The sequence below is a fragment of the Tsukamurella hominis genome (assembly GCF_965137015.1).
Taxonomy (GTDB): domain Bacteria; phylum Actinomycetota; class Actinomycetes; order Mycobacteriales; family Mycobacteriaceae; genus Tsukamurella; species Tsukamurella hominis.
In genome coordinates this window covers 363,008-382,951 of the sequence record NZ_CBCRZG010000002.1, presented here as the reverse complement: position 1 = coordinate 382,951, position 19,944 = coordinate 363,008, and the positions used below count along the sequence as shown (strand labels likewise).

Sequence of the window (19,944 nt, the reverse complement as noted above, 5' to 3'; positions counted from 1 at the left end):
GGCTCAGCGCTGGTAGACGGCGGCGACCTCGCGGGCGCGATCCAAGGACTGCACCGCGAGTTCGCCGTCGCGCGCCTGGATGGCCCAGATCGCGACGAACTCGTCGCGCGGCAGCTCGAGGTGCGCGAACTGCGCGCCCTCGGGGAACGAGAAGCCCTCGACGACGTCCCACGGGTAGGTGTTCTCGTTGAGTAGGTTCCGCACCGTCACCCCGTCGGGGCCGAGGCGCAGCCGGGGGCGGGCGAAGAGCAGCGCGCCGCAGGCCAGGATGATCCCGATGCCCACCATGCCCGCCTGATCGCCGGTCTTGAAGGCGATCCCCGAGTCGCCGCCGGCCTTGAGCAGCCAGGCGACGAAGGCGTGGCCCAGGACCAGCACCACGGCGAAGGACCAGGCGTAGATCTTGATCTTGCGCGGGGTCACTTCGAGCACGGGCTGCGTGGTCGCGTCGGTCATCACGGGCGCCATTCTACGGAAAGCGGACAGCGGGCCGTCGACCGCGGCGGGTGGCTACGCGGTCGGCAGCGCGGCGTGCACCGTCAGCGTGGAGTCGACGGCGCGGGCGGCCTCGGCCCCCTTGCCCACGAAGTGCCGCTCGAAGTAGGCCGTGTGCTCGTCGTGCTCGTGGAAGTGATGCGGGGTCAGCACCACCGAGAAGACGGGGACGTCGGTGTCGAGCTGCACGCGCATCAGTCCGTCGATGACGGCGGTCGCCACGAACTCGTGCCGGTAGATTCCGCCGTCCACGACCAGCCCGGCGGCCACGACGGCCGCGTAGCGCCCCGTGGTGGCGAGCCGCTTCGCGGTGAGCGGGATCTCATAGGCGCCGGGCACCTCGAAGACGTCGACCTCGGCACCGTCGTGGCCGAGGCGCTGCCACTCCTCGATGAAGCCGTCGCGGGCCCGGTCGACGATGTTCCGGTGCCAGGTGGCCTGGACCAGGGCGATGCGGCTCATCGGACCGCCCGCAGCTTGCGCAGCGTGAGCGCGGTGTCGAGGGCCGCGGACGCGGCCTGCTCACCCTTGTCCTCGGCCGAGCCGGGCAGGCCCGCGCGGTCGAGGGCCTCGGCCTCCGTGTTCGTGGTGAGGACGCCGTTGCCGACGGGGACGCCGGCGTCGAGCGAGACGCGCAGCAGGCCCGCGGTGAGCGCATCGCAGACGTACTCGAAGTGCGGGGTGCCGCCACGGATCACGACGCCGAGCGCCACGACCGCGTCGTGGTTCTTCACCAGCTCCTGCGCGACGACCGGCAGCTCGACGGCGCCCGCCACCCGCTCGACGGTGACGTGCCGCACGCCCGCGGACTCCGCCGTCCGGAGCGCGCCCGCCAGGAGCGCCTCGCAGACGGTGTCGTGCCAGCGGGACGCGACGATCGCCAGCCGCAGGTCGGCGGCACCGTCGAGCGCGATGTCGGGGATTCCAGCGCCGCTCACGCGGTACCTCCCTGGTCGAAGTGGTCGAGGTCGCGCAGGTCGTGGCCCATGCGGTCGCGCTTGGTGCGCAGATAGTGGATGTTCTCGGCGTTGGCGCGCAGGGGCATCGCGACCCGCTCGGTGATCTGCAGGCCGTAGCCGTCGAGGCCGACGCGCTTGGCCGGGTTGTTGGTGAGCAGGCGCATCGACGTGATGCCGAGATCGACGAGGATCTGCGCGCCGAGGCCGTAGTCGCGGGCGTCGGCGGGCAGGCCGAGCTGGAGGTTCGCGTCGACGGTGTCGGCGCCCCCGTCCTGCAGCTGGTAGGCCTGCAGCTTGTGCATGAGGCCGATGCCGCGGCCCTCGTGCCCGCGCATGTAGAGCACGACGCCGCGGCCCTCCTGGGCCACCATCTCCATGGCGGCGTCCAGCTGGGGGCCGCAGTCGCAGCGCAGCGAGCCGAAGACGTCGCCGGTGAGGCACTCGCTGTGCACGCGGACCAGGACGTCGGCACCGTCGTCGGCGGTGACGTCGCCCTTGACCAGCGCGACGTGCTCGACGTCGTCGTGGATCGAGGTGTAACCGACGGCCTGGAAGTCGCCGTAGCGGGTGGGGATGCGCGCGGAGGCGACCTGCACGACGTGCTTCTCGTTCTTGCGGCGCCAGGCGATCATGTCGGCGATGGAGATCATGGCGAGGCCGTGCTCGTCGGCGAAGACGCGCAGCTCGTCGGACTTCGCCATGCCGCCCGGGTCCTTCTCCGAGACGATCTCGCAGATGACGCCGGCGGGGGCGAGCCCGGCCAGGGTGGCGAGGTCGACGGCGGCCTCGGTGTGGCCGGGGCGGCGCAGCACGCCGCCGTCCTTGGCGCGCAGCGGCACGACGTGGCCGGGCCGGGTGAAGTCGTCGACCGTCGAGCTCGGGTCGGCGAGCTTGAGCATGGTGGTGGCGCGGTCGGCGGCGGAGATGCCGGTGCCCACGCCCTCCTTGGCGTCGACGGTGACCGTGTAGGCGGTGCCGTGCTTGTCCTGGTTGGTCGAGTACATGGGCGGCAGGCCCAGCTTGTCGCAGGTGGCGCCGTCGAGCGGCACGCACAGGTACCCGGAGGTGTAGCGGACCATGAAGGCCACCAGCTCGGGCGTCGCCTTCTCGGCGGCGAAGATCAGGTCGCCCTCGTTCTCCCGGTCCTCGTCGTCGACCACGACGACGGCCTTGCCGGCGGCGATGTCCGCGATGGCGCGCTCGATCGAATCCATTCTCGTCATGGCTACTTCTCCTCCTCGCGCCCGGCGAATCCGGTCAGGCGCTCGACGTACTTCGCGACGATGTCCACTTCGAGGTTGACGACGGTGCCGGGCTCGGCCCCGCCGAGGTTGGTGAGCTCCAGCGTGGTGGGGATGAGCGAGACCTCGAACCAGTGCTGCGCGTCGTCGCCGGTCACCCCCTGCCCGAGCGCGGAGACGGTGAGCGAGACCCCGTCGATGGTGATGGAGCCCTTCTCGACGACGTACCGGGCCAGCTGCTCCGGGAGGGCGAGCCGCACGACGGTCCAGTGCTCGGACGGGCTGAGGCTCAGGACGTGACCGGTGCCGTCGACGTGGCCCTGCACGATGTGGCCGCCGAGCCGGGAGTTGACGGCGGCGGCGCGCTCAAGGTTGACCCGGTCGCCCGGGCCGAGCTTGCTCAGCGAGCTGCGGCGGAGGGACTCCTCCATGACGTCGGCGGTGAAGGCGCCGCCCTCGACGGTGACGACCGTGAGGCAGACACCGTTGACCGCGATCGAATCGCCGTGTTTCGCATCGGAGGTGACGAGATCGCCCTGGACCGTGAAACGGGCCGCATCCGGGAGGTCCTCGCGGGCGGTGATCACGCCCAACTCTTCGACGATGCCGGTGAACATCCGCCGCTCCTGCCACTTCGGCCTCAGGGCGGCACGACGACGCGGGGTACGCCCGCGTAGTTCTCTTTCATCCGGACTATGACCGTCGGCTCCGGGATCGCACCGGAATCTGCTGACCCCCACCTCGCGGTGGGGCGCTCGCGGGCTCGAACGCCGGGATCGCCCGGAGTCCATCACCGCCGGTGGGGAATCGCACCCCGCCCTGAGAACTTCCGCTTCCGAAGGTAGCACTCACCGGCCGCGGCCCCAAGTGTTGGGCTCACGCAGAACGCAACAGGGTGACCAGCACGTCGTCGCCGAGGCGCTCGACGGTGTCCAGGCGCAGCCGCGTCGCGTCGGTCAGGGTGCCCACGCCGGGCACCGTCAGGGCGGGCAGCCCGGCGCCGAGCAGCACGGGGGCGATGTAGGCCTGGACGCGGTCGACGAGGCCGGCGGCGACGAAGGCGCCGATCACCGTCGCGCCGCCCTCGACCTGGACGTGCACGGCGTCGCCGGCGGCGTCGAGCGCGGCGCGCGGATCGCGGCTGCGGACGACGCGCGCGTCCCCGGGACCGGCGAGTACCTTCGCGCCGGCGGGGATCTCCCGCTCCCCCAGGACGATCCGGGTCGGCTGGTGCGCCAGCGGCTCGCCGTCGGCGTCGCGGGCGGTGAGCGCCGGGTCGTCGGCGAGGACGGTGCCGGTGCCCACGATGATCGCGTCGAGCTGAGCCCGTTCGGCGTGCGCGCGCCGTCGCGCGGCGGGTCCGGTGATCCACTGGCTGGTGCCGTCCGGGGCGGCGATCCGGCCGTCGACGGTGGCCGCCAGCTTGACGGTGACCATCGGGCGGCCGTGCCGCTGCCGGAACAGCCACTCGGTGAGCGGCCACGGTTCGACGGCGAGGTGCTCCACCTCCACCCCGGCCGCGCGCAGAGTCTGGGCTCCCCCGGCGGCGAGCGGGTTCGGGTCGGCGGCGGCGTAGGCGACGCGCGCGACCCCGGCTGCGATGAGGGCCTGCGTGCAGGGCCCGGTGCGGCCGGTGTGATCGCACGGCTCGAGGGTCACGACGGCGGTTCCGCCGCGCGCGGCCTCGCCGGCCTCCGCCAGGGCGACGACTTCGGCGTGCGGCCCGCCGGCGGGGGCGGTGCGGCCCCGTCCGGCGACGGTGCCGTCGGCTGCGAGGATCACGGCGCCGACGGGCGGGTTGGGGGTGCTGATCCCGCGGGCGGCCGCCGATTCCTCGACGGCCAGCGCGAGCGCGGCCTGCAGGTCCACCGTCAGCGCGGGACGGCGGCGGCCTGGGCGCGGAGCTTGCGCAGCGCCTCGGCGGGGTCCGCAGCGTTGTAGACGGCGGAGCCCGCCACGAAGCAGTCGACGCCCGCGGCGGCGGCCTGCTCGATGGTGTCGGCGTTGATGCCGCCATCGATCTCCACGAGCAGGCGGAGCTCGCCCGCGTCGACGAGGCGGCGGGCGGCACGCGCCTTCTCCAGCACGTCGGCGATGAAGGACTGCCCGCCGAAGCCGGGCTCGACGCTCATGACCAGCAGCGTGTCGAAGCTCTTGAGGATCTCGATGTAGGGCTCGAAGGCGGTGCCGGGCTTGATCGCGAGGCCCGCCTTGCCACCCGCGGCGCGGATGTCCTTGGCGACGGCGACCGGGTCGTCGGTGGCCTCGGCGTGGAAGGTGACGTTGGAGGCGCCGGCCTCGGCGTACGGGGGCGCCCAGCGGCCCGGGTCGTCGATCATCAGGTGGCAGTCGAGCGGGATCGTCGTCGCCTTGAGCAGGCTCTCGACCACGGGCAGCCCGAGGGTGAGGTTCGGGACGAAGTGGTTGTCCATGACGTCGACGTGCACCCAATCGGCGCCCTCCGGTCCGCCCACGGCCTCCACTTCTGCCCCGAGTCGGGCGAAGTCGGCGGACAGGATGGACGGCGCGATCATCGGCGAAGACATGCGTCGGATTCTACGTCTGCGAATCCGCGTTCCTGCGCACACACGAGGCCGGGTTCGGGGTCGTGAGGCCGTTCGGCCGCGGATTCACGGGCGCGGACCGCGACGTCGTTGTGTTTCATTTGTCACTCTAGTAACATCAGCACAACTAATCACACGGGTAACTCTCGTGTCGTCGATTGTTGAGAGGTCGTCATGCGGATCGCACGCACCACCTTGACCACGTTCGTGGCGGTCGCCGCGGCTGCACTCGTTGCCGCGGCCCCCGCGATGGCAGATCCCGCGGCGCCCGCCGTGCCCGCGGTCCCCGTCGCCCCTGCACCGGCCGCTCCGGCTGCGGCAGCGCCCGCCGCCCCGGCGGCAGCTGCCGCTGCGGCACCGGCAGCTGCCGCCCCCGCGGCGACGCCCGCTGCGGCCGGCACCCCGCTGGTCTCCACCGCGAACGCCGTGCCGGCTTCCGCGCAGCCCGCGCTCACCGAGCTGGCGAAGATCCCCGGCGTGCAGCAGATCCTCGCGACCGGGCAGCTGCCCACCACCGACGTGGCGACGCTGGTGAAGATGTTCGGCAGCGATCCGAACGCGCAGAAGCTCCTCGGCCAGCTCCTCGCCGGCCAGGCCGCGGCCACCACGCCCGCCGCCGACACCAAGCCCGACGAGCCGCTGAAGTTCGCGGTCACCGGAGCGATCAACGACACCTTCACCAAGGACGGCGGCCAGAAGAAGTACGGCCAGCCCCTCGGCGTCGAGAAGGACATCGCCGGCGGGTCGAAGGTGCAGGAGTTCACCAACGGCACGATCTACTGGAACCCGAAGGTCAACGGCGGCAAGGCGGCCGGCGTTTCCGGTGCGATCCGCGACTTCTACCTCAAGCAGGGCGGCCCCACCGGCAAGCTGGGCTTCCCGCTGATGAGCGAGCTGTCCGTCGGCGGCCCCACCGCAGGGTCGGTCGCGGGCGCTTACAACGACTTCCAGAACGGCTCGATCGTCTGGTCGCCCGAGTACGGCGCGCACGTCGTGTCCGGCAAGATCAAGGACCAGTGGGTCAAGGGCGGCGGCGCCTTCGGCATGGGCTACCCGAAGGGCGACGTCAAGAACGGCGCCCAGGAATTCACCAAGGGCGGCGTCCTCAAGGGCTGACCCCCTCCCCAATTGAACGACGTTCTGGAGAGTAAAACCGCAGGTCGGACTCTCCAGAACGTCGTTCAATTGGTCTCGTAGGGATCCGATCGCAGGGCTGGTGCGTCCAATTGATGTGATGGGACGCAGGCGGGAACTCCTCGGCGGGCGGACCGAGCATGCGCTCCGGCAGGAATCGACCCCCGTCATCCACGGCATTCGCCACGATGGCGCTGCGACGCCGTCTAACGACGACGTTCTCGAGGCACTCGAGTCCGCCTACCCCGATCTCGTGTTCGTCTGCTGGAGCGCTGCGGCTCTGCACGGTGTCGAGTACGCCGCCGGCCACAGACCGGAGATCTGGCTTCCCGCGCAGGGGAGGCGACACGGCGTGGTGATGCGCTGCGGTCACCTCCCGGTCGAGGACGTCGTCACCGTGTCCGGACACGTCGCCACATCGATCGTTCGCACCGCCGTCGACGTGGCGCGCTTCGCCGAGGGTGACGAGAAGATCGCGGGGGTGGATCAGTTCATCCGCGTCGATCGGCTCGGCAGGTCCCTGACCACGAAGGCCGCCATTCTCGCCTATCTCGACACGCACCCCGGTCTGTACGGGGCGAATCGAGTACGCGACGTCATCGCCGAGGCCAGCAATCGCGCGCAGTCCCCTTGGGAGACCTACTCACGCCTCGTCGTTCATCGATCTGGCCTCGACTTCTTCCGGCCGCAGCAACCGGTCCCCGGTACGCCCTTTCACGTCGACCTCGGTTCCGGCAAGTACCGCATCGCCATCGAGTACGACGGCGACTACCACCGCTCGACAGAGCAACAACGCATCGACATCGCCCGCTGGAACGCCATCACCGACCAGAAATGGATCATCATCCGCGTCACCTCACCGATGCTCCTCAGCGGCCGAGCGGCGTTCCTCGACCGCGTCGCCCGCGAGCTACGGGCGCGGGGCTGGAGCGGACCGTCGCCTACGAACCCGCCCCTCAAACTCCCGAAGATCCACCGATTGAACGACGTTCCGGAGAGCAAAACCGCAGGTCATAGTCTCCAGAACGTCGTTCAATCGGATTAGGGGCGCTTGCGGAGGGCCTGGAAGAACATGCCGTCGGTGCCGTGGAGGTGGGGCCAGAGCTGGACGTGCGGGCCGTCGCCGAGCGGGAGGTCGGTCTCCGGGACCAGCGGGCGGGTGTCGATCCGCTCCAGCCCGGCGGCCGCCAACAGCTCCTCGTCGCCGACGATGCCGAGCGTCTCGGCGACGTGCGGAGAGCAGGTCGCGTAGAGCACCACGCCGCCCGGGCGGGCGAGTTCCGCGGCGGCGGTGAGCAGCTCGCGCTGCAGAACCGTCAGGTCCGCGACGTCGGAGGGCTGCTTGCGCCAGCGCGCCTCGGGCCGCCGGCGTAGGGCGCCGATGCCCGAACACGGGGCGTCGACCAGAACCCGGTCGTAGCCCGGCTCCAGCCCCGACGCGCGGCCGTCGGCCACATGCACATCCACGGGCAGCCCCTTGACCGCCTTGCGCACCAGCTCAGCCCGGTGCTCGGCGGGTTCGACGGCGTCGACGCGGGCGTCGTCGATCGCGGCGAGCGAGCCGAGCAGCGCGGCCTTCCCGCCCGGCCCGGCGCACAGGTCGAGCCAGCGGCCACCGTCGGGCCCCTCGAGCGGCGCGACCGCCGCCGCCCGGGCCACCAGCTGCGAACCCTCGTCCTGCACGCCGGCGAGGCCGTCGCGGACGGGGTCCAATGCGCCGGGATCGCCGCCGGGCAGGTACACCGCGTAGGGCGAGAGCCGGCCGGTCTCCCCCTCGACGATGAGCGCCAGCTCCTCGGCGGAGATCTCCCCCGGTCGCGCGACGAGGTGCACGGGCGGCCTGGAATCGTCGGAGGCGAGTAGCGCCTGCAGCTGCCCCATCGAGTTGATGCCGTTGGCGCGCAGCGACTCCCAGAACGCCTCGGCGATCCACCGCGGGTGCGCGTACTGCATGGCCAGGTGCCCGAGCAGGTCGTCCGCGGCGGGCGGGGCCACGCGGGAGACCCAGGTGTCCTCGTCGTCCTTGGACACCTTCCGCAAGACCGCATTGGCGAAACCGGAGGCGCCGCGGCCGGCGGTCGCCTTCACGGCGTCCACGGTCTCGGAGACGGCGGCGTGCGCCCCCACCCGGGTGCGCAGCAGCTGATAGACGCCCAGGCGCAGCGCGTCGAGCACGGGCCCGTCGATGTCGGCGACCGGACGCCCGGACGCGTTCTCGATCACCGCGTCGAGGAGGCCCTGGGCGCGGCAGGTGCCGTAGGTGAGCTCGGTGGCGAAGGCCGCGTCGCGGCCCTTGAGCCGCTTGTCCCGGAGCAGGCCGGGCAGCACGAGGTTGGCGTAGGCGCCCCGCTCGCGGACGGCGGCGAGAGTCTCGAGCGCGGCGCTGCGCGCGGGATCGGTCACTGGTCGCCTCCGAGGATCGTGCCGGACTCGACCCGGGCGCCGCGCGCCCAGTCGGCGGCGGGCATGGGCTTCTTGCCGGGCGGCTGGACGGTGCCGAGCCGCAGGGGCGCGGTGGCGGTGCCCACGTGGACGTCGCGCTTGGTGACCCGCAGCTCGCCCGGGGCCAGGCGTTCGGCGTCGGCATCGACGACGGCGGGCCCGAGCTTGAGCCGCGCCTCGCCCAGTGGCACCCACGCGCCCGGCGCGTCGGTCATGGCGCGGATGTGCCGGTCCACGGCGCCGGCGGGCAGGTCGAAACGCACCCGGGCGGCGTCGACGGTGACCTTCGGCGCGTGCGAGACGCCGTCGGCGGACTGGGGCTGGGCCTGCAGCGCGCCGGCCTCCACCCCGTCGACGGTGCGCGTCAGCAGCTCGGCGCCGTGCTCGGCGAGCCGGTCGAGCAGCACCGTCGCGGTGTCGTCGGGCCGGATCCGCTCGGTGAGCACGCCGAACACCGGGCCGGTGTCGAGGCCCGCCTCGATGCGGAAGGTGGACGCGCCGGTGACCTCGTCGCCGGCCTCCAGCGCGGCCTGCACCGGGGCCGCGCCCCGCCACGCGGGGAGCAGCGAGAAGTGCAGGTTGATCCACCCGTGGACGGGGACGTCCAGGAGATCGGGCGGGATCATCCCGCCGTAGGCGACGACCGGGCAGCAGTCCGGCGCCAGGTCGACGATCGCCGCCCGGGCCTCCGGATCCCGCAGAGTCGCGGGGGTCAACACGGGGATCCCGGCCTCGTCGGCCACCTGGCCGACGGGCGAGCGCCGGACGCCGCGGCCGCGGCCCGAGCGGGCGTCGGGGCGCGTCAGCACGCCCACGACCTCGTGCTCCGAGGCGAGGAGGGCGCGCAGCGCCGGGACGGCGGGCTCGGGGGTGCCCGCGAACAGCAGCCGCATCAGGCGCGTCCGCCCGCGCCACCGGCACCGGCGGCCAGGGTGGCGGCCGGGTCGGTGAACCACGGGGAGCTGCGGATCACCCGCATCACGGCCTTGCGCTCCTCGGGGTCGAGACGGCTCAGATAGAGCACCCCGTCGAGGTGGTCGCTCTCGTGCTGGACGCAGCGGGCCAGGATCTCGGTGGCCTCGAGGGTGACGGGGGCGCCCGTGACGTCGACGCCCTCGGCCACGACGTTCATGTGCCGGGTGCACTCGCCGCGCACCTCCGGGATGGACAGGCAGCCCTCGGCCGCGGTCTGCATCTCGTCGCCGACGGCACGCCACACCGGGTTGATCAGGTGGCCCTCGCGGCCGCCACAGCCGTACACGAACACCCGCTTGCTCACTCCCACCTGCGGCGCCGCCAGGCCGGCGCCGTTGTGGTGGTGCATCGTGTCGATCATGTCGTCCACCAGCCGCGCGAGATCGGCGTCGAAGACCGTCACCTCGTCCGCGGGGGTGCGGAGGACGGGGTCCGGATAGATGCGAACGGGGAGCACACTCATCCCCCCATTATCCAGCCCGGACCGAACACGGGGCAGCGGCACCTGTCACAGCGGCGCGCCCGCACTAGCAGTTCGAGCCAGGGTTGCCTTAGGATTCCGGACGGAAACGCCATGAACCGCCCCGCCGGGCGAGAGAGGGTCGACGTGCAGTTCGCGCGCGCCCGGCGGCCGCTGATCGGCGCCGTCGTCTGCCTTTCCGTGCTCTTCGGCACGGGGTGCACCACCACCGTCACGGGTGGCAGGGGTGCTCCTTCGTCGTCGGCACCGGCGTCCCCCTCGGCGTCCTACCCCCCGATGAACCCGGCCTCGCTGGTCGGGAAGTTCCCGGTCACGCAGCCGCAGCGCATCGTCTACCCCGTCCCGGACGGGGTCCCGGATCCCGAGCAGAACTACGGCGAGCTGTACCTGCCCGCCAATCCGGCGCTCCAGCAGAACCCGTCGGGCGGCCCGCTCAGCGCCCGCACCACGATCCAGCTGCCCGCGCAGATCCCCGTCGTGGTGCTCCTGCACGGCGGCGGCTGGCGCACGCCCTCGGCGGCGGGATCGATGTCGGAGATGGCGCGGTCGCTGGTCAGCCACGGGGTCGCGGTGTGGAACGTCGAGTACCGACGGATCGGCGCCGGCGGCGGCTACCCCACCACGCTCACCGACACCGCCGCGGCGATCGACTTCCTGCAGGCGGTGAAGGCGCAGTACGCGCCGAACCTGGACCTGAACGACGTCGTCGTCGCCGGGCACTCCGCAGGCGGTCAGCTCGCCGTGTGGGCGTCCGCGCGCTCGATGCTCACGCCCGGGGCGATGGGCAGCGTGCCGGCGGTGACGCCCGCCGCGGTCGTCTCGATGGGCGGCGTCCTCGACATGCGCCGCGCGGTCGCCGACGGCAACGTCAACACCCGGCTCTTCCTGGGCCTGCCGGACGAGTTCCCGCAGCAGTTCGCCGTCGCGGACCCGATCCAGAACATCAATCCCAAGGTCCCGGTGACGTGCTTCAACGGCACCGCGGACCGCATCGTCCGGCCCGCCGGCTGCGAGGCCTTCGTCGCCGCGCTGAAGGCCAAGGGCGGCCGCGGCGAGACGGTGCTGCTACCCGGCGCGGGCCACAACATTTACCAGCCGTCGCAGTCCCAGAACCGGTACTGGCCCGTCGTGCAGAAGGCGATCCTGGGCTACGTCGACGAGTTCCGGCCGCGCGGGTGACGGCGGCGGGACCGCGGTCCCGCCGGGCGCAGGGCGCGAGCCTGCTGCAATTGCTTACACCGTACTGTGCCCCTGACGGTCATTACGGACAGAAGGGACTGTGCAATGGCGCACGTTGAGGGCACGCTGGGGACGCTGTACGACGAGGTCCTCCGGCGGAACCCCGGGGAGACCGAGTTCCACCAGGCCGCGAAAGAGGTCCTCGATTCGCTCGCGCCCGTGGTCAGCAAGCACCCCGAGTACGTCGACGCGGCCGTCATCCGCCGCCTCTGCGAGCCGGAGCGCCAGATCATCTTCCGCGTGCCGTGGCAGGACGACAACGGCAACGTGCAGCTCAACCGCGGCTTCCGCGTCGAGTTCAACTCCGCGCTCGGCCCCTTCAAGGGCGGCCTGCGGTTCCACCCGTCGGTGTACCTGGGCATCGTGAAGTTCCTCGGCTTCGAGCAGATCTTCAAGAACTCGCTGACCGGCCTGCCGATCGGCGGTGGCAAGGGCGGCTCGGACTTCGACCCCAAGGGCCGCAGCGACGGCGAGATCATGCGGTTCTGTCAGTCCTTCATGACGGAGCTCTACCGCCACATCGGCGAGTACACCGACGTTCCCGCGGGCGACATCGGTGTGGGCGGCCGCGAGATCGGCTACCTGTTCGGCCAGTACAAGCGGATCACCAACCGCTACGAGTCGGGCGTCCTCACCGGCAAGGGCCTCACCTGGGGCGGCTCGCAGGTGCGCACCGAGGCCACCGGCTACGGCGCGGTGTTCTTCCTCAACGAGATGCTCAAGACGCAGGGCGACTCCTTCGAGGGCAAGCGGGTCGTGGTCTCCGGCTCCGGCAACGTGGCCGTGTACGCGACGGAGAAGGTCGAGCAGCTGGGCGGCACCGTCATCGCGTGCTCCGATTCGTCGGGCTACGTGGTGGACGAGAAGGGCATCGACCTGGAGTTGCTCAAGGACGTCAAGGAGCGCCGCCGCGCGCGGATCGACGTCTACGCGGCCGAGCGCGGCGCGATCTTCGTTCCCGGCGGGTCCGTCTGGGACGTGCCGTGCGACATCGCGCTCCCCTGCGCCACCCAGAACGAGCTCGACGGCGACGCCGCCGACCGGCTCATCAAGAACGGCACCAACTTCGTCGCCGAGGGCGCCAACATGCCGTGCACCCCGGAGGCCGTGAAGCTCTTCGCCGAGGCGAAGGTCTCCTTCGCGCCGGGCAAAGCGGCCAACGCCGGCGGCGTCGCCACGAGCGCGCTGGAGATGCAGCAGAACGCCTCCCGCGACTCCTGGTCCTTCGACTACACCGAGGACCGGCTCGCCGACATCATGCGGGGCATCCACGACCGCTGCCTGGAGACCGCCGACGAGTACGGCAGCCCCGGCGACTACGTGACCGGCGCGAACATCGCCGGCTTCATCCGCGTCGCGAACGCGATGCTCGCGCTCGGCGTCGTCTAGCCCGCAGCACGCGCGGCGAACGACCCGGCCCAGGGTGGCCGGGTCGTTCGCGCTATCCGACGGTGCCCGGGCCGAGCGCGCCCGGGCCGTCGGCCTCGTCGAAGATCAGCCACGTGCGGGTGGACCGCACGCCCTCCAGCGCCTGCAGACTGACGAGCACCACGTCGCGCAGGGCGGCGTTGTCCGGCGTCCGCACGAGGAGCACCACGTCGAAATCGCCGCCGACCAGGGCGAAGTGCTCCACGTAGGGCAGCGCTCGCAGGTGCTCGGCGACGCCCTTCCACGCGTCCTGGCGGATCGACAGCCCGATGTACGCCGAGGTGCCGAAGCCGGCCCGCTCGTGGTCCACCCGGGCCGCGTAGCCGCGGATCACCCCGCTGCGCTCCAGGCGCTCGACGCGCACGTAGGCGTTGGCCCGCGAGACGTGCACCCGCTCGGCGAGCGCGCGCATCGAGATGCGGCCGTCCTCCGCCAGCACCCGCAGGATCCGCCGGTCGAAATCATCCAGAGCGGGGTGCTCGGTACCGTCCGCCATCTGTCCAGCTCCGTCCCGTATCGCGCGTCCATGTCAGATGAACTGATCTGATTGAGCTTGACTCTACGACGATCGTCTCGCTACTCGTCGGTTCTGCGGGAATACCGTCCGCGGGCTGCGAGGCTCGACGAGCAGCCGGACCAGGAGGACGACGTGACCACCACCAGTGACCTCGCGGGCGAGCCGACGTACCGGAAGTTCCTTCCGGCCGACACGCCCGTGCAGTACCTCGACGAGGCGGGCGAGCTCACCGACTCGCACGCCCGCTACCCCCATCCCGACGACGACCGCCTGGTCGAGATGTACCGGCTCATGGTGCTGGGCAGGCGGTTCGACGCGCAGGCCACCGCGCTGACGAAGCAGGGCCGGCTCGCGGTCTACCCGTCCTCGCACGGCCAGGACGCGTGCCAGATCGCCGCGGCGATGTGCCTGCGCCCGACGGACTGGATGTTCCCGACGTACCGCGACTCCGTCGCGCTCGCCGCCCGCGGCGTGGACCCGGTGCAGGTGCTCACCCTGCTCGCCGGCGACTGGCACTGCGGCTACGACCCCGCGGCCCTGCGCACCGCGCCGCAGTGCACCCCGCTCGCCACCCAGCTGCTGCACGCGGCGGGCGTGGCCCACGGCGAGCACCTGCGGGGCACCGACACCATCGCGCTCGCGCTGTGCGGCGACGGCGGCACCAGCGAGGGCGACTTCCACGAGGCACTCAACTTCGCCGCCGTCTTCCACGCGCCCGTGATCTTCCTGGTGCAGAACAACGGCTTCGCGATCAGCGTGCCGCTCTCCCGGCAGACCGCGGCGCCGAGCCTGGCGCACAAGGGCGTCGGGTACGGCATCGGCTCCGAACAGGTCGACGGCAACGACCCGATCGCCATGCTCGGCGTGATGCAGGAGGCCGCCCACTTCGTCCGGTCCGGCAACGGGCCGGTGATCGTCGAGGCGCACACCTACCGGATCGACGCGCACACCAACGCCGACGACGCGACCCGCTACCGCACGTCCGAGGAGGTCGAGGAATGGATCCGTCGCGACCCGATCACCCGACTGGAGACCCACCTCCGGGCGCGGGGTCGGATCGACGACGCCGTCGTCGCCACGATCGCCGACGAGGCCGAGGCCGCAGCGGCCGACCTGCGCGCCCGGATGAACGCCGACCGCCCCGTCGACCCCGCCGACCTGTTCCGGTACGTGTACGCCGAGCCCACCCCGCAGCTGCGCGAGCAGCAGGCGCAGGTCGAGGCCGAACTCGCCGCCGCCGCGGCGACCGAGGAGGACTGAGAGGTGCCGCGACACACCATGGCCCAGGCCCTGAACACCGCGCTGCGCGACGCGCTCGCCGCGGACCCCGACGTGGTCGTCTTCGGCGAGGACGTCGGCACGCTCGGCGGCGTCTTCCGCGTCACCGACGGCCTGACCCGCGAGTTCGGGGCCGACCGCTGCTTCGACACGCCGCTCGCCGAGTCGGGCATCGTCGGCTTCGCCGTCGGCATGACCATGGCGGGCTTCAAGCCCGTGGTCGAGATGCAGTTCGACGCCTTCGCGTACCCCGCGTTCGAGCAGATCGTCTCCCACGTCGCCAAGCTCCGCAATCGCACCCGCGGGGCGCTCGCGGTGCCGATGGTGATCCGCGTGCCCTACGCCGGGGGCATCGGCGGCGTGGAGCACCACTGCGATTCGAGCGAGGCCTACTACGTCCACACGCCCGGGTTGAAGGTCGCGGCCCCCGCCACCGTCGACGACGCGTACACCCTGCTGCGGCGCGCGATCGACGATCCCGATCCCGTCGTCCTCCTCGAACCCAAGCGCCTCTACTTCGCCTCCGCGGAGGCCGATCTGACAGTCGGGGCGCCGATGGGGCGGGCCGTCGTCCGCCGCGCGGGCACGGACGCCACGCTCGTGGCCTACGGACCGTCGGTCGGCGTCGCCCTCGACGCCGCGGCGGCCGCGGCCGAGGACGGGATCTCGCTCGAGGTGGTCGACCTGCGCACGCTCGTCCCGTTCGACGACGAGACGGTGGCGGCCTCGGTGCGGCGCACGGGCCGGTGCGTGGTGGTGCAGGAGGCGCAGGGCTTCGCCGGCGTCGGCGCCGAGATCGCGGCCCGCGTGCAGGAGCGCTGCTTCCACCATCTGCACGCGCCCGTACTGCGGGTGAGCGGCCTCGACATCCCCTATCCCCCACCGAAGCTCGAGCGACTGCACCTGCCCGGCGTGGACCGGATCCTGGACACCGTCGACCGGCTGCAGTGGGACGATCGCGTCGACGCGCGCTGGGCGGTGACCGCATGAGCGACCAGGTGTTCCTGCTCCCCGACCTCGGCGAGGGCCTGACCGAGGCCGACATCCTGTCCTGGCGCGTCGGCGTCGGCGACACCGTGACCGTCGACCAGGTGGTCGTCGAGGTGGAGACCGCCAAGGCGGCGGTCGAGGTGCCGGTCCCGTTCGCGGGCACTGTGACCGCGCTCCACGGCGCGCCGGGCGAGACGCTGCGCGTCGGCGAACCGCTCATCTCGGTCGGCGTGCCGAACGCCACGACCACCGCCGCGCCGCCCCTCGATGGGCCGCCGATAGACGGTCCGCCCGCCGACGGCCCGTCCGGGAACGTGCTCATCGGCTACGGGACGAGCGCCGACAGGCCCGCCCGGCGGCGACGCGCCGCGGCCCCGAAGCCGGCGGCCCCGAAGCAGACGGCCGCGCCCGCTCCGGACCACGAGCAGGCTGCGCCGTCCGTTACCCGTGTCATCTCCCCGGTGGTCCGCGACCTCGCCCGCGAGCGCGGGCTGGACCTGTCGACGGTGCGCCCCTCGGGAGTGGGCGGCGTCATCCGCCGCGCGGACGTCGACGCGGCGCTCGCCGCTCGGACGGCCCCGTCCGTGCCGGAGCAACCGGTCGCGGGCAGGAGCGACGTCCGGATCCCGCTCAACGGCATCCGGAAGGCCGTGGCGGACAAGCTGACCACGAGCCGGCGTGAGATCCCCGAGGCCACCACGTGGGTCGACGTCGACGCCACGGAGCTCCTCGCGGCGCGGGCCGCGATGAACGCGACCCTCCCGGACGCGGAGCGGGTGAGCCTGCTCGCGCTGCTCGCGCGGCTGACCGTCGCCGCGCTGCGGCGGTTCCCCCAACTCAACTCCTCCGTCGACGTCGATCGCCGGCAGATCGTCCAGCACGGTCGGGTGCACCTCGGGATCGCGGCGCAGACGCCGCGGGGCCTCGTCGTGCCGGTGATCGCGGACGCCGACAGCCTGACCACGGTCGAGCTCGCACGGCGGCTGGCCGAGACCACCGCGCTCGCGCGGGACGGCGCGCTGCCGCCCGCCCGGCTCACGGGAGGCACGTTCACGCTCAACAACTACGGCGTCTTCGGCGTCGACGGCTCCGCGCCGATCATCAACCACCCCGAGGCCGCGGTCCTCGGGATCGGGCGGATCATCGACCGGCCATGGGTGGTCGACGGTGCGATCGTCGTCCGCAAGGTCGCCCAGGTCTCGCTCGCCTTCGATCACCGCGTGTGCGATGGCGGCGAGGCGGGCGGCTTCCTCCGGCTGTTCGCCGACTACGTCGAGGACCCCGTCCGGGCACTCGCGCACCTCTGAGCGGACGCCGAGAGCGGCTGGGGGACCCGGACGACGGCCCACACGTACCGGCCCGGCACGGCCTCGGCGTAGCCGACCCGGTACTCGCCGGGCACTCCACCGAGGTCGACGACGACCGTCGCGGTGAACGCCGCCCCCCGTCGCCGCCAAACGATCTCGGTCGACGGCGCGTCGTCGTCGGCGACGGGCACCCAGCGGTCCCCGTCGCGCCGCTCCACCCGCGCGTAGCTGTCGGGGATCACCCGGTTCGGGTGCGGGCAGTCGAAGTCGACGGCGAGCCGGCCATCGGCGTCCGGCGTCCGCACGGAGGCCACCCGGACCGAGCGGGGACGGCTCAGCACCGTCGATCCCGACGGTGACCCGAACCGCCCGGCGCGCTGCCGCGGCGCGGGCGTGCCCGGTTCGGAGGGGCGCCCCGCGGCGAGGTCGGCGGCGAGACGCTGCGCGGCCTCCGTGAAGGCGGCGAGCTCATTGCGCCCGAAGACGGTGCTCCCGGCCTCGTACCGCTGCGCGTCGTACTCCTCGGGCGTGGTGAGGTAGTGCGCGTAACCGTTCGCGTAGCCCTGGATCAGCACGTCGCCCGCGTCGATGCCGGCCGCGGCGGCGACCGCCGCGCGCAGCCGGCGACCCGCCATGACGGTGACCTCGACCGGCAGGCAGAGCAGGTGCAGCTCCCCCAGCCGGATCAGCTGCACCGGGAGTACCTCCTGCACCCAACCGAGCGCGCCGGCGGGCAGGAACATCTCCTTCGGCGCCTGCTGCGCCGCGAGCACCGGGCGGCGTCGGTACAGCGCCCGGCTGATCGCGCCGATGCGGTTGCCGAGCCCCTGATGGAACGCCGGCGATCCGATCCCGTCGGTGGTCCCGGCCGCGAAGGCGGCGCCGAGCACGGCCCGTCCGGTGGGCCCCGTCGTCGTCAGCGCCGCGCCGAAGTCGACGTGGGTGAGACGGTGGTCGACCACGGGCGTCAGCGGCCGGCCGGGGCCGTCGGCGAGGCGCCGGGCCGCGCCGAGCTGCCGCCGGCCGATCTCGGCGGTGTTGTCCCGCTCGTCGTCCGTGGGGCCGTGGCCGGCGGCGCCGCCGAGGTTGGGCGACATGTCGCCGGAGTTGGTCTGCGCGAAGGCGGCGACGAAGTCGGGACGATCCGTGCGTTCGGCGGCCTCCCAGGCGGCCGCGGCCCAGCCCTTGTTGTCGGAGCTGATGAGGCGGTTGCCGTTGCCCATCGACGTGCAGTGCACGGCGAACCAGTCGATCGCGGCGCGGAGCTCACCGTCGCGCTCGTAGCGGAGCAGGGTGACCGCGGGGTCGATGCGGCCGGGCAGCCGGTCGTGGTCCGGATTGCGGTCGAAGGAGCTCGCACTGCGGTTGACGGAGGCGTCGTGCAGCTCCCCGCGGGCGAGCGACAGCTCGGTCGGTGCGAGGGCGGCCTCGGCGTCGAGGACGGCGCGGACGACCCCGTCGACGAGGCGCTGGAAGGTACGGCGGTGCTGCCCGAGGGTGGTGATGTTGTAGAGGCGGTGGCGGCCGTGGCCGCCGGGGCCGCAGTGGGTATGGGTGGCGGTGAGCACGACGTTCTCGGCCGACAGCCGGCCGGCGGTCGCGGCGGCCAGTCGATCGGTGATCTCATCGACGGCGGCCTGGAAGAACATCCCGATGTCGGCGACCACGTAGGCCACCCGGTGCGAGGGCGTGGCGATGACGAAGGCGCGGGCCCACTGCCGGGTGAGCAGGCCGCGGCCGCGCTGGCCGGGCATGCCGTAGCCCATCAGCCCCACGCCCCAGGGCTCCCCCGTGATGTCCGTCTTCGCCCATCCGGCCCGCCACCCCGTCGTCGTCACGGCTTCGAGATTAGAACCTCCCCTGCGCGTCGCCGTCGACCGGCGTAGGGTCGGTCGCGCGATGAAGGAACGGTCGCCAGCCACCGCAGCCGACACCAGGACATCGACATGCGCACTCTCGCAGCAATCGTCGCCGCCGCAGCCATCACCTTCTCGGGCGCCGGAATCGCCGCCGCCGAGGAGGAGCCGGAGAAGCCCACGACCGCGACCATCGACTCCGGAAACTCGCCGCGTGAGGTGGGCACCCCGGTCGAGTCGCCGGGCATCATCGAACCGGCCGCCGCACCCGAGTCCGCCTCGGGCCCCGTCGAACCCGTCGCCGAACCGGAGTCCGCCGACGAGCCGCGCCCGGACCCCGAGGCGGCGACGGCGGACGAGCTGATCGAGGCCACTGCGGCCGACGAGGAGGAGTGACCGGAGCGGTCAGTCGTCCAGCCGGGGCGGCGCGGTCCGCGTGAGCCTCGGATCCGGCGCGCCGCTCTGCATCCGGAGGGCGCCGACCAGGACCCGCCCGAGAGTCAGCAGACCCTTCGGGCTGCGCAGGTTCAGGCCTCCGATGAGCTGCCGCAGGATGGTCAGCTGGTCGAAGTAGATCCGCTCGGCGACGAGGCGCTCCTCCTCGTCGAAGACGAAGTACGCCGTCATCCGCGTGCGGTGGCGGCTCCCGGTGGGCGGGATCGCGCCGAGCGGCCCGCGATGGGTCCCGAGCAGCCAGAACTCGACGATCACGGCGTCCACGCTGTGCCGCAGCGCGATGAGCTCGTGATCCTGGTCGGGGAAGGCGACCCGGGTGTCCGCGTAGTAGCCGCGTACCTCGTCGTCGCCGTCGTGCACGATCATCTGCGCGACGAGCTCGTAGTGCGGATGCGGGAAGGTCGCCAGGGTCGCGTCCCAGTCCTGGCGCACCTCGTCGTGGAAGTGGTCGAGCACCAGCTTCTCGCGCGCCCGGAGGACGGACGCGGGCGGCATGACGAAGCGGGACGTGTGGGCGATCATCTCGCCATATTACCCACAGTGTGGATAATTTCGGGTGCCGAATGTAGGGGATGATGGGGT

General features: G+C 72.3%; 21 protein-coding genes and 1 riboswitch. Of the genes, 8 read left to right on the top strand and 13 right to left on the bottom strand.

Annotation, left to right across the window (positions count from 1 at the left end; translation table 11 throughout):
• Positions 1-3: 3 nt before the first annotated feature.
• The 7 genes from ACM9LD_RS04430 to rpe form a co-directional block, all read right to left on the bottom strand.
• Positions 4-456, bottom strand: coding sequence for a PH domain-containing protein (locus tag ACM9LD_RS04430; protein ID WP_415675549.1), 453 nt, complete (start codon positions 454-456; stop codon positions 4-6).
• A gap of 54 nt (positions 457-510) precedes the next feature.
• Positions 511-957, bottom strand: a complete 447-nt coding sequence (locus ACM9LD_RS04425) for a 6,7-dimethyl-8-ribityllumazine synthase (RefSeq protein WP_415675548.1) — start codon at positions 955-957, stop codon at positions 511-513.
• Positions 954-1,433, bottom strand: coding sequence for a 6,7-dimethyl-8-ribityllumazine synthase (gene ribH, locus ACM9LD_RS04420; RefSeq protein ID WP_415675547.1), 480 nt, complete (start codon positions 1,431-1,433; stop codon positions 954-956). The genes ACM9LD_RS04425 and ribH overlap by 4 nt, the downstream gene beginning before the upstream one ends.
• Positions 1,430-2,677, bottom strand: coding sequence for a bifunctional 3,4-dihydroxy-2-butanone-4-phosphate synthase/GTP cyclohydrolase II (locus ACM9LD_RS04415; RefSeq protein WP_415675546.1), 1,248 nt, complete (start codon positions 2,675-2,677; stop codon positions 1,430-1,432). The genes ribH and ACM9LD_RS04415 overlap by 4 nt, the downstream gene beginning before the upstream one ends.
• A gap of 2 nt (positions 2,678-2,679) precedes the next feature.
• Positions 2,680-3,312, bottom strand: a complete 633-nt coding sequence (locus tag ACM9LD_RS04410; protein ID WP_114515028.1) for a riboflavin synthase — start codon at positions 3,310-3,312, stop codon at positions 2,680-2,682.
• A gap of 55 nt (positions 3,313-3,367) precedes the next feature.
• Positions 3,368-3,526: riboswitch (FMN riboswitch) on the bottom strand.
• Positions 3,527-3,571: 45 nt separating this feature from the next.
• Positions 3,572-4,564: a bifunctional diaminohydroxyphosphoribosylaminopyrimidine deaminase/5-amino-6-(5-phosphoribosylamino)uracil reductase RibD gene (gene ribD / locus ACM9LD_RS04405; RefSeq protein ID WP_415675545.1), complete on the bottom strand. Its 993-nt coding sequence runs from the start codon at positions 4,562-4,564 to the stop codon at positions 3,572-3,574.
• 2 nt (positions 4,565-4,566) lie between these two features.
• The gene (gene rpe, locus ACM9LD_RS04400) at positions 4,567-5,241 is read right to left on the bottom strand and encodes a ribulose-phosphate 3-epimerase (protein ID WP_415675544.1); all 675 of its coding nucleotides are present in this window, start codon (positions 5,239-5,241) and stop codon (positions 4,567-4,569) included.
• A gap of 192 nt (positions 5,242-5,433) precedes the next feature.
• On the opposite strand from rpe, the gene ACM9LD_RS04395 reads away from it, so the two are divergent.
• Both ACM9LD_RS04395 and ACM9LD_RS04390 read left to right on the top strand, forming a co-directional pair.
• Entirely contained in the window at positions 5,434-6,375 is a 942-nt protein-coding gene (locus ACM9LD_RS04395) for an LGFP repeat-containing protein (protein WP_415675543.1), read from the top strand.
• A 118-nt stretch (positions 6,376-6,493) separates the two neighbouring features.
• Positions 6,494-7,438 carry an endonuclease domain-containing protein gene (locus ACM9LD_RS04390; protein WP_415675542.1) on the top strand — a complete coding sequence of 315 codons (945 nt, stop codon included), beginning with the start codon at positions 6,494-6,496 and terminating at the stop codon, positions 7,436-7,438.
• Here ACM9LD_RS04390 and ACM9LD_RS04385 read toward each other — a convergent pair.
• From ACM9LD_RS04385 to def, 3 genes are read right to left on the bottom strand one after another with little or no spacing between them, the layout of a single operon-like run.
• Complete coding sequence (locus tag ACM9LD_RS04385) at positions 7,435-8,847, bottom strand: RsmB/NOP family class I SAM-dependent RNA methyltransferase (protein WP_415675602.1); 1,413 nt, start codon at positions 8,845-8,847, stop codon at positions 7,435-7,437. The genes ACM9LD_RS04390 and ACM9LD_RS04385 overlap by 4 nt on opposite strands.
• Complete coding sequence (locus tag ACM9LD_RS04380; RefSeq protein WP_415675541.1) at positions 8,793-9,728, bottom strand: methionyl-tRNA formyltransferase; 936 nt, start codon at positions 9,726-9,728, stop codon at positions 8,793-8,795. The genes ACM9LD_RS04385 and ACM9LD_RS04380 overlap by 55 nt, the downstream gene beginning before the upstream one ends.
• Entirely contained in the window at positions 9,728-10,273 is a 546-nt protein-coding gene (gene def, locus ACM9LD_RS04375; RefSeq protein ID WP_415675540.1) for a peptide deformylase, read from the bottom strand. The genes ACM9LD_RS04380 and def overlap by 1 nt, the downstream gene beginning before the upstream one ends.
• 111 nt (positions 10,274-10,384) lie before the next feature.
• Between def and ACM9LD_RS04370 the strand changes: the two genes are divergently transcribed.
• Complete coding sequence (locus ACM9LD_RS04370; RefSeq protein WP_415675539.1) at positions 10,385-11,470, top strand: alpha/beta hydrolase family protein; 1,086 nt, start codon at positions 10,385-10,387, stop codon at positions 11,468-11,470.
• Positions 11,471-11,575: 105 nt separating this feature from the next.
• A complete protein-coding gene (gene gdhA / locus ACM9LD_RS04365; protein ID WP_224646718.1) occupies positions 11,576-12,919 on the top strand; it encodes an NADP-specific glutamate dehydrogenase in 1,344 nt (447 codons plus the stop codon).
• Positions 12,920-12,971: 52 nt separating this feature from the next.
• On the opposite strand, the gene ACM9LD_RS04360 is transcribed toward gdhA, so the two are convergent.
• Positions 12,972-13,454, bottom strand: a complete 483-nt coding sequence (locus tag ACM9LD_RS04360; protein ID WP_415675538.1) for an Lrp/AsnC family transcriptional regulator — start codon at positions 13,452-13,454, stop codon at positions 12,972-12,974.
• A 153-nt stretch (positions 13,455-13,607) separates the two neighbouring features.
• Here ACM9LD_RS04360 and pdhA point away from each other — a divergent pair, with 153 nt between their 5' ends.
• The 3 genes from pdhA to ACM9LD_RS04345 are packed head-to-tail and all read left to right on the top strand — an operon-like array spanning position 13,608 to position 17,050.
• Positions 13,608-14,735, top strand: coding sequence for a pyruvate dehydrogenase (acetyl-transferring) E1 component subunit alpha (gene pdhA, locus ACM9LD_RS04355; RefSeq protein ID WP_415675537.1), 1,128 nt, complete (start codon positions 13,608-13,610; stop codon positions 14,733-14,735).
• Between the two features lie 3 nt (positions 14,736-14,738).
• On the top strand, positions 14,739-15,743 hold the full coding sequence (locus tag ACM9LD_RS04350; protein WP_336671334.1) for an alpha-ketoacid dehydrogenase subunit beta: 1,005 nt from the start codon (positions 14,739-14,741) through the stop codon (positions 15,741-15,743).
• Complete coding sequence (locus tag ACM9LD_RS04345; RefSeq protein WP_415675536.1) at positions 15,740-17,050, top strand: dihydrolipoamide acetyltransferase family protein; 1,311 nt, start codon at positions 15,740-15,742, stop codon at positions 17,048-17,050. The genes ACM9LD_RS04350 and ACM9LD_RS04345 overlap by 4 nt, the downstream gene beginning before the upstream one ends.
• Here ACM9LD_RS04345 and ACM9LD_RS04340 read toward each other — a convergent pair.
• Positions 17,011-18,888 carry a neutral/alkaline non-lysosomal ceramidase N-terminal domain-containing protein gene (locus tag ACM9LD_RS04340; RefSeq protein WP_415675535.1) on the bottom strand — a complete coding sequence of 626 codons (1,878 nt, stop codon included), beginning with the start codon at positions 18,886-18,888 and terminating at the stop codon, positions 17,011-17,013. The two genes, ACM9LD_RS04345 and ACM9LD_RS04340, sit on opposite strands and share 40 nt — an antisense overlap.
• A gap of 108 nt (positions 18,889-18,996) precedes the next feature.
• Between ACM9LD_RS04340 and ACM9LD_RS04335 the strand changes: the two genes are divergently transcribed.
• Positions 18,997-19,302: a hypothetical protein gene (locus tag ACM9LD_RS04335; RefSeq protein WP_415675534.1), complete on the top strand. Its 306-nt coding sequence runs from the start codon at positions 18,997-18,999 to the stop codon at positions 19,300-19,302.
• Positions 19,303-19,311: 9 nt separating this feature from the next.
• Here ACM9LD_RS04335 and ACM9LD_RS04330 read toward each other — a convergent pair whose 3' ends face one another.
• Positions 19,312-19,884, bottom strand: a complete 573-nt coding sequence (locus tag ACM9LD_RS04330; protein WP_415675533.1) for an ester cyclase — start codon at positions 19,882-19,884, stop codon at positions 19,312-19,314.
• Between the last annotated feature and the right edge of the window lie 60 nt (positions 19,885-19,944).

Bases quoted from the DNA above. Each gene is read 5' to 3' on its own strand.
- ACM9LD_RS04345 (WP_415675536.1), top strand. From the start codon at position 15,740: ATGAGCGACCAGGTGTTCCTGCTCCCCGACCTCGGCGAGGGCCTGACC.
- ACM9LD_RS04390 (WP_415675542.1), top strand. From the start codon at position 6,494: ATGGGACGCAGGCGGGAACTCCTCGGCGGGCGGACCGAGCATGCGCTC.
- def (WP_415675540.1), bottom strand. From the start codon at position 10,273: ATGAGTGTGCTCCCCGTTCGCATCTATCCGGACCCCGTCCTCCGCACC.
- ACM9LD_RS04370 (WP_415675539.1), top strand. From the start codon at position 10,385: ATGAACCGCCCCGCCGGGCGAGAGAGGGTCGACGTGCAGTTCGCGCGC.
- ACM9LD_RS04380 (WP_415675541.1), bottom strand. From the start codon at position 9,728: ATGCGGCTGCTGTTCGCGGGCACCCCCGAGCCCGCCGTCCCGGCGCTG.
- ACM9LD_RS04410 (WP_114515028.1), bottom strand. From the start codon at position 3,312: ATGTTCACCGGCATCGTCGAAGAGTTGGGCGTGATCACCGCCCGCGAG.
- gdhA (WP_224646718.1), top strand. From the start codon at position 11,576: ATGGCGCACGTTGAGGGCACGCTGGGGACGCTGTACGACGAGGTCCTC.
- rpe (WP_415675544.1), bottom strand. From the start codon at position 5,241: ATGTCTTCGCCGATGATCGCGCCGTCCATCCTGTCCGCCGACTTCGCC.
- ACM9LD_RS04335 (WP_415675534.1), top strand. From the start codon at position 18,997: ATGCGCACTCTCGCAGCAATCGTCGCCGCCGCAGCCATCACCTTCTCG.
- ACM9LD_RS04425 (WP_415675548.1), bottom strand. From the start codon at position 957: ATGAGCCGCATCGCCCTGGTCCAGGCCACCTGGCACCGGAACATCGTC.
- ACM9LD_RS04415 (WP_415675546.1), bottom strand. From the start codon at position 2,677: ATGACGAGAATGGATTCGATCGAGCGCGCCATCGCGGACATCGCCGCC.
- ACM9LD_RS04330 (WP_415675533.1), bottom strand. From the start codon at position 19,884: ATGATCGCCCACACGTCCCGCTTCGTCATGCCGCCCGCGTCCGTCCTC.
- ACM9LD_RS04360 (WP_415675538.1), bottom strand. From the start codon at position 13,454: ATGGCGGACGGTACCGAGCACCCCGCTCTGGATGATTTCGACCGGCGG.
- ACM9LD_RS04430 (WP_415675549.1), bottom strand. From the start codon at position 456: ATGACCGACGCGACCACGCAGCCCGTGCTCGAAGTGACCCCGCGCAAG.
- ACM9LD_RS04395 (WP_415675543.1), top strand. From the start codon at position 5,434: ATGCGGATCGCACGCACCACCTTGACCACGTTCGTGGCGGTCGCCGCG.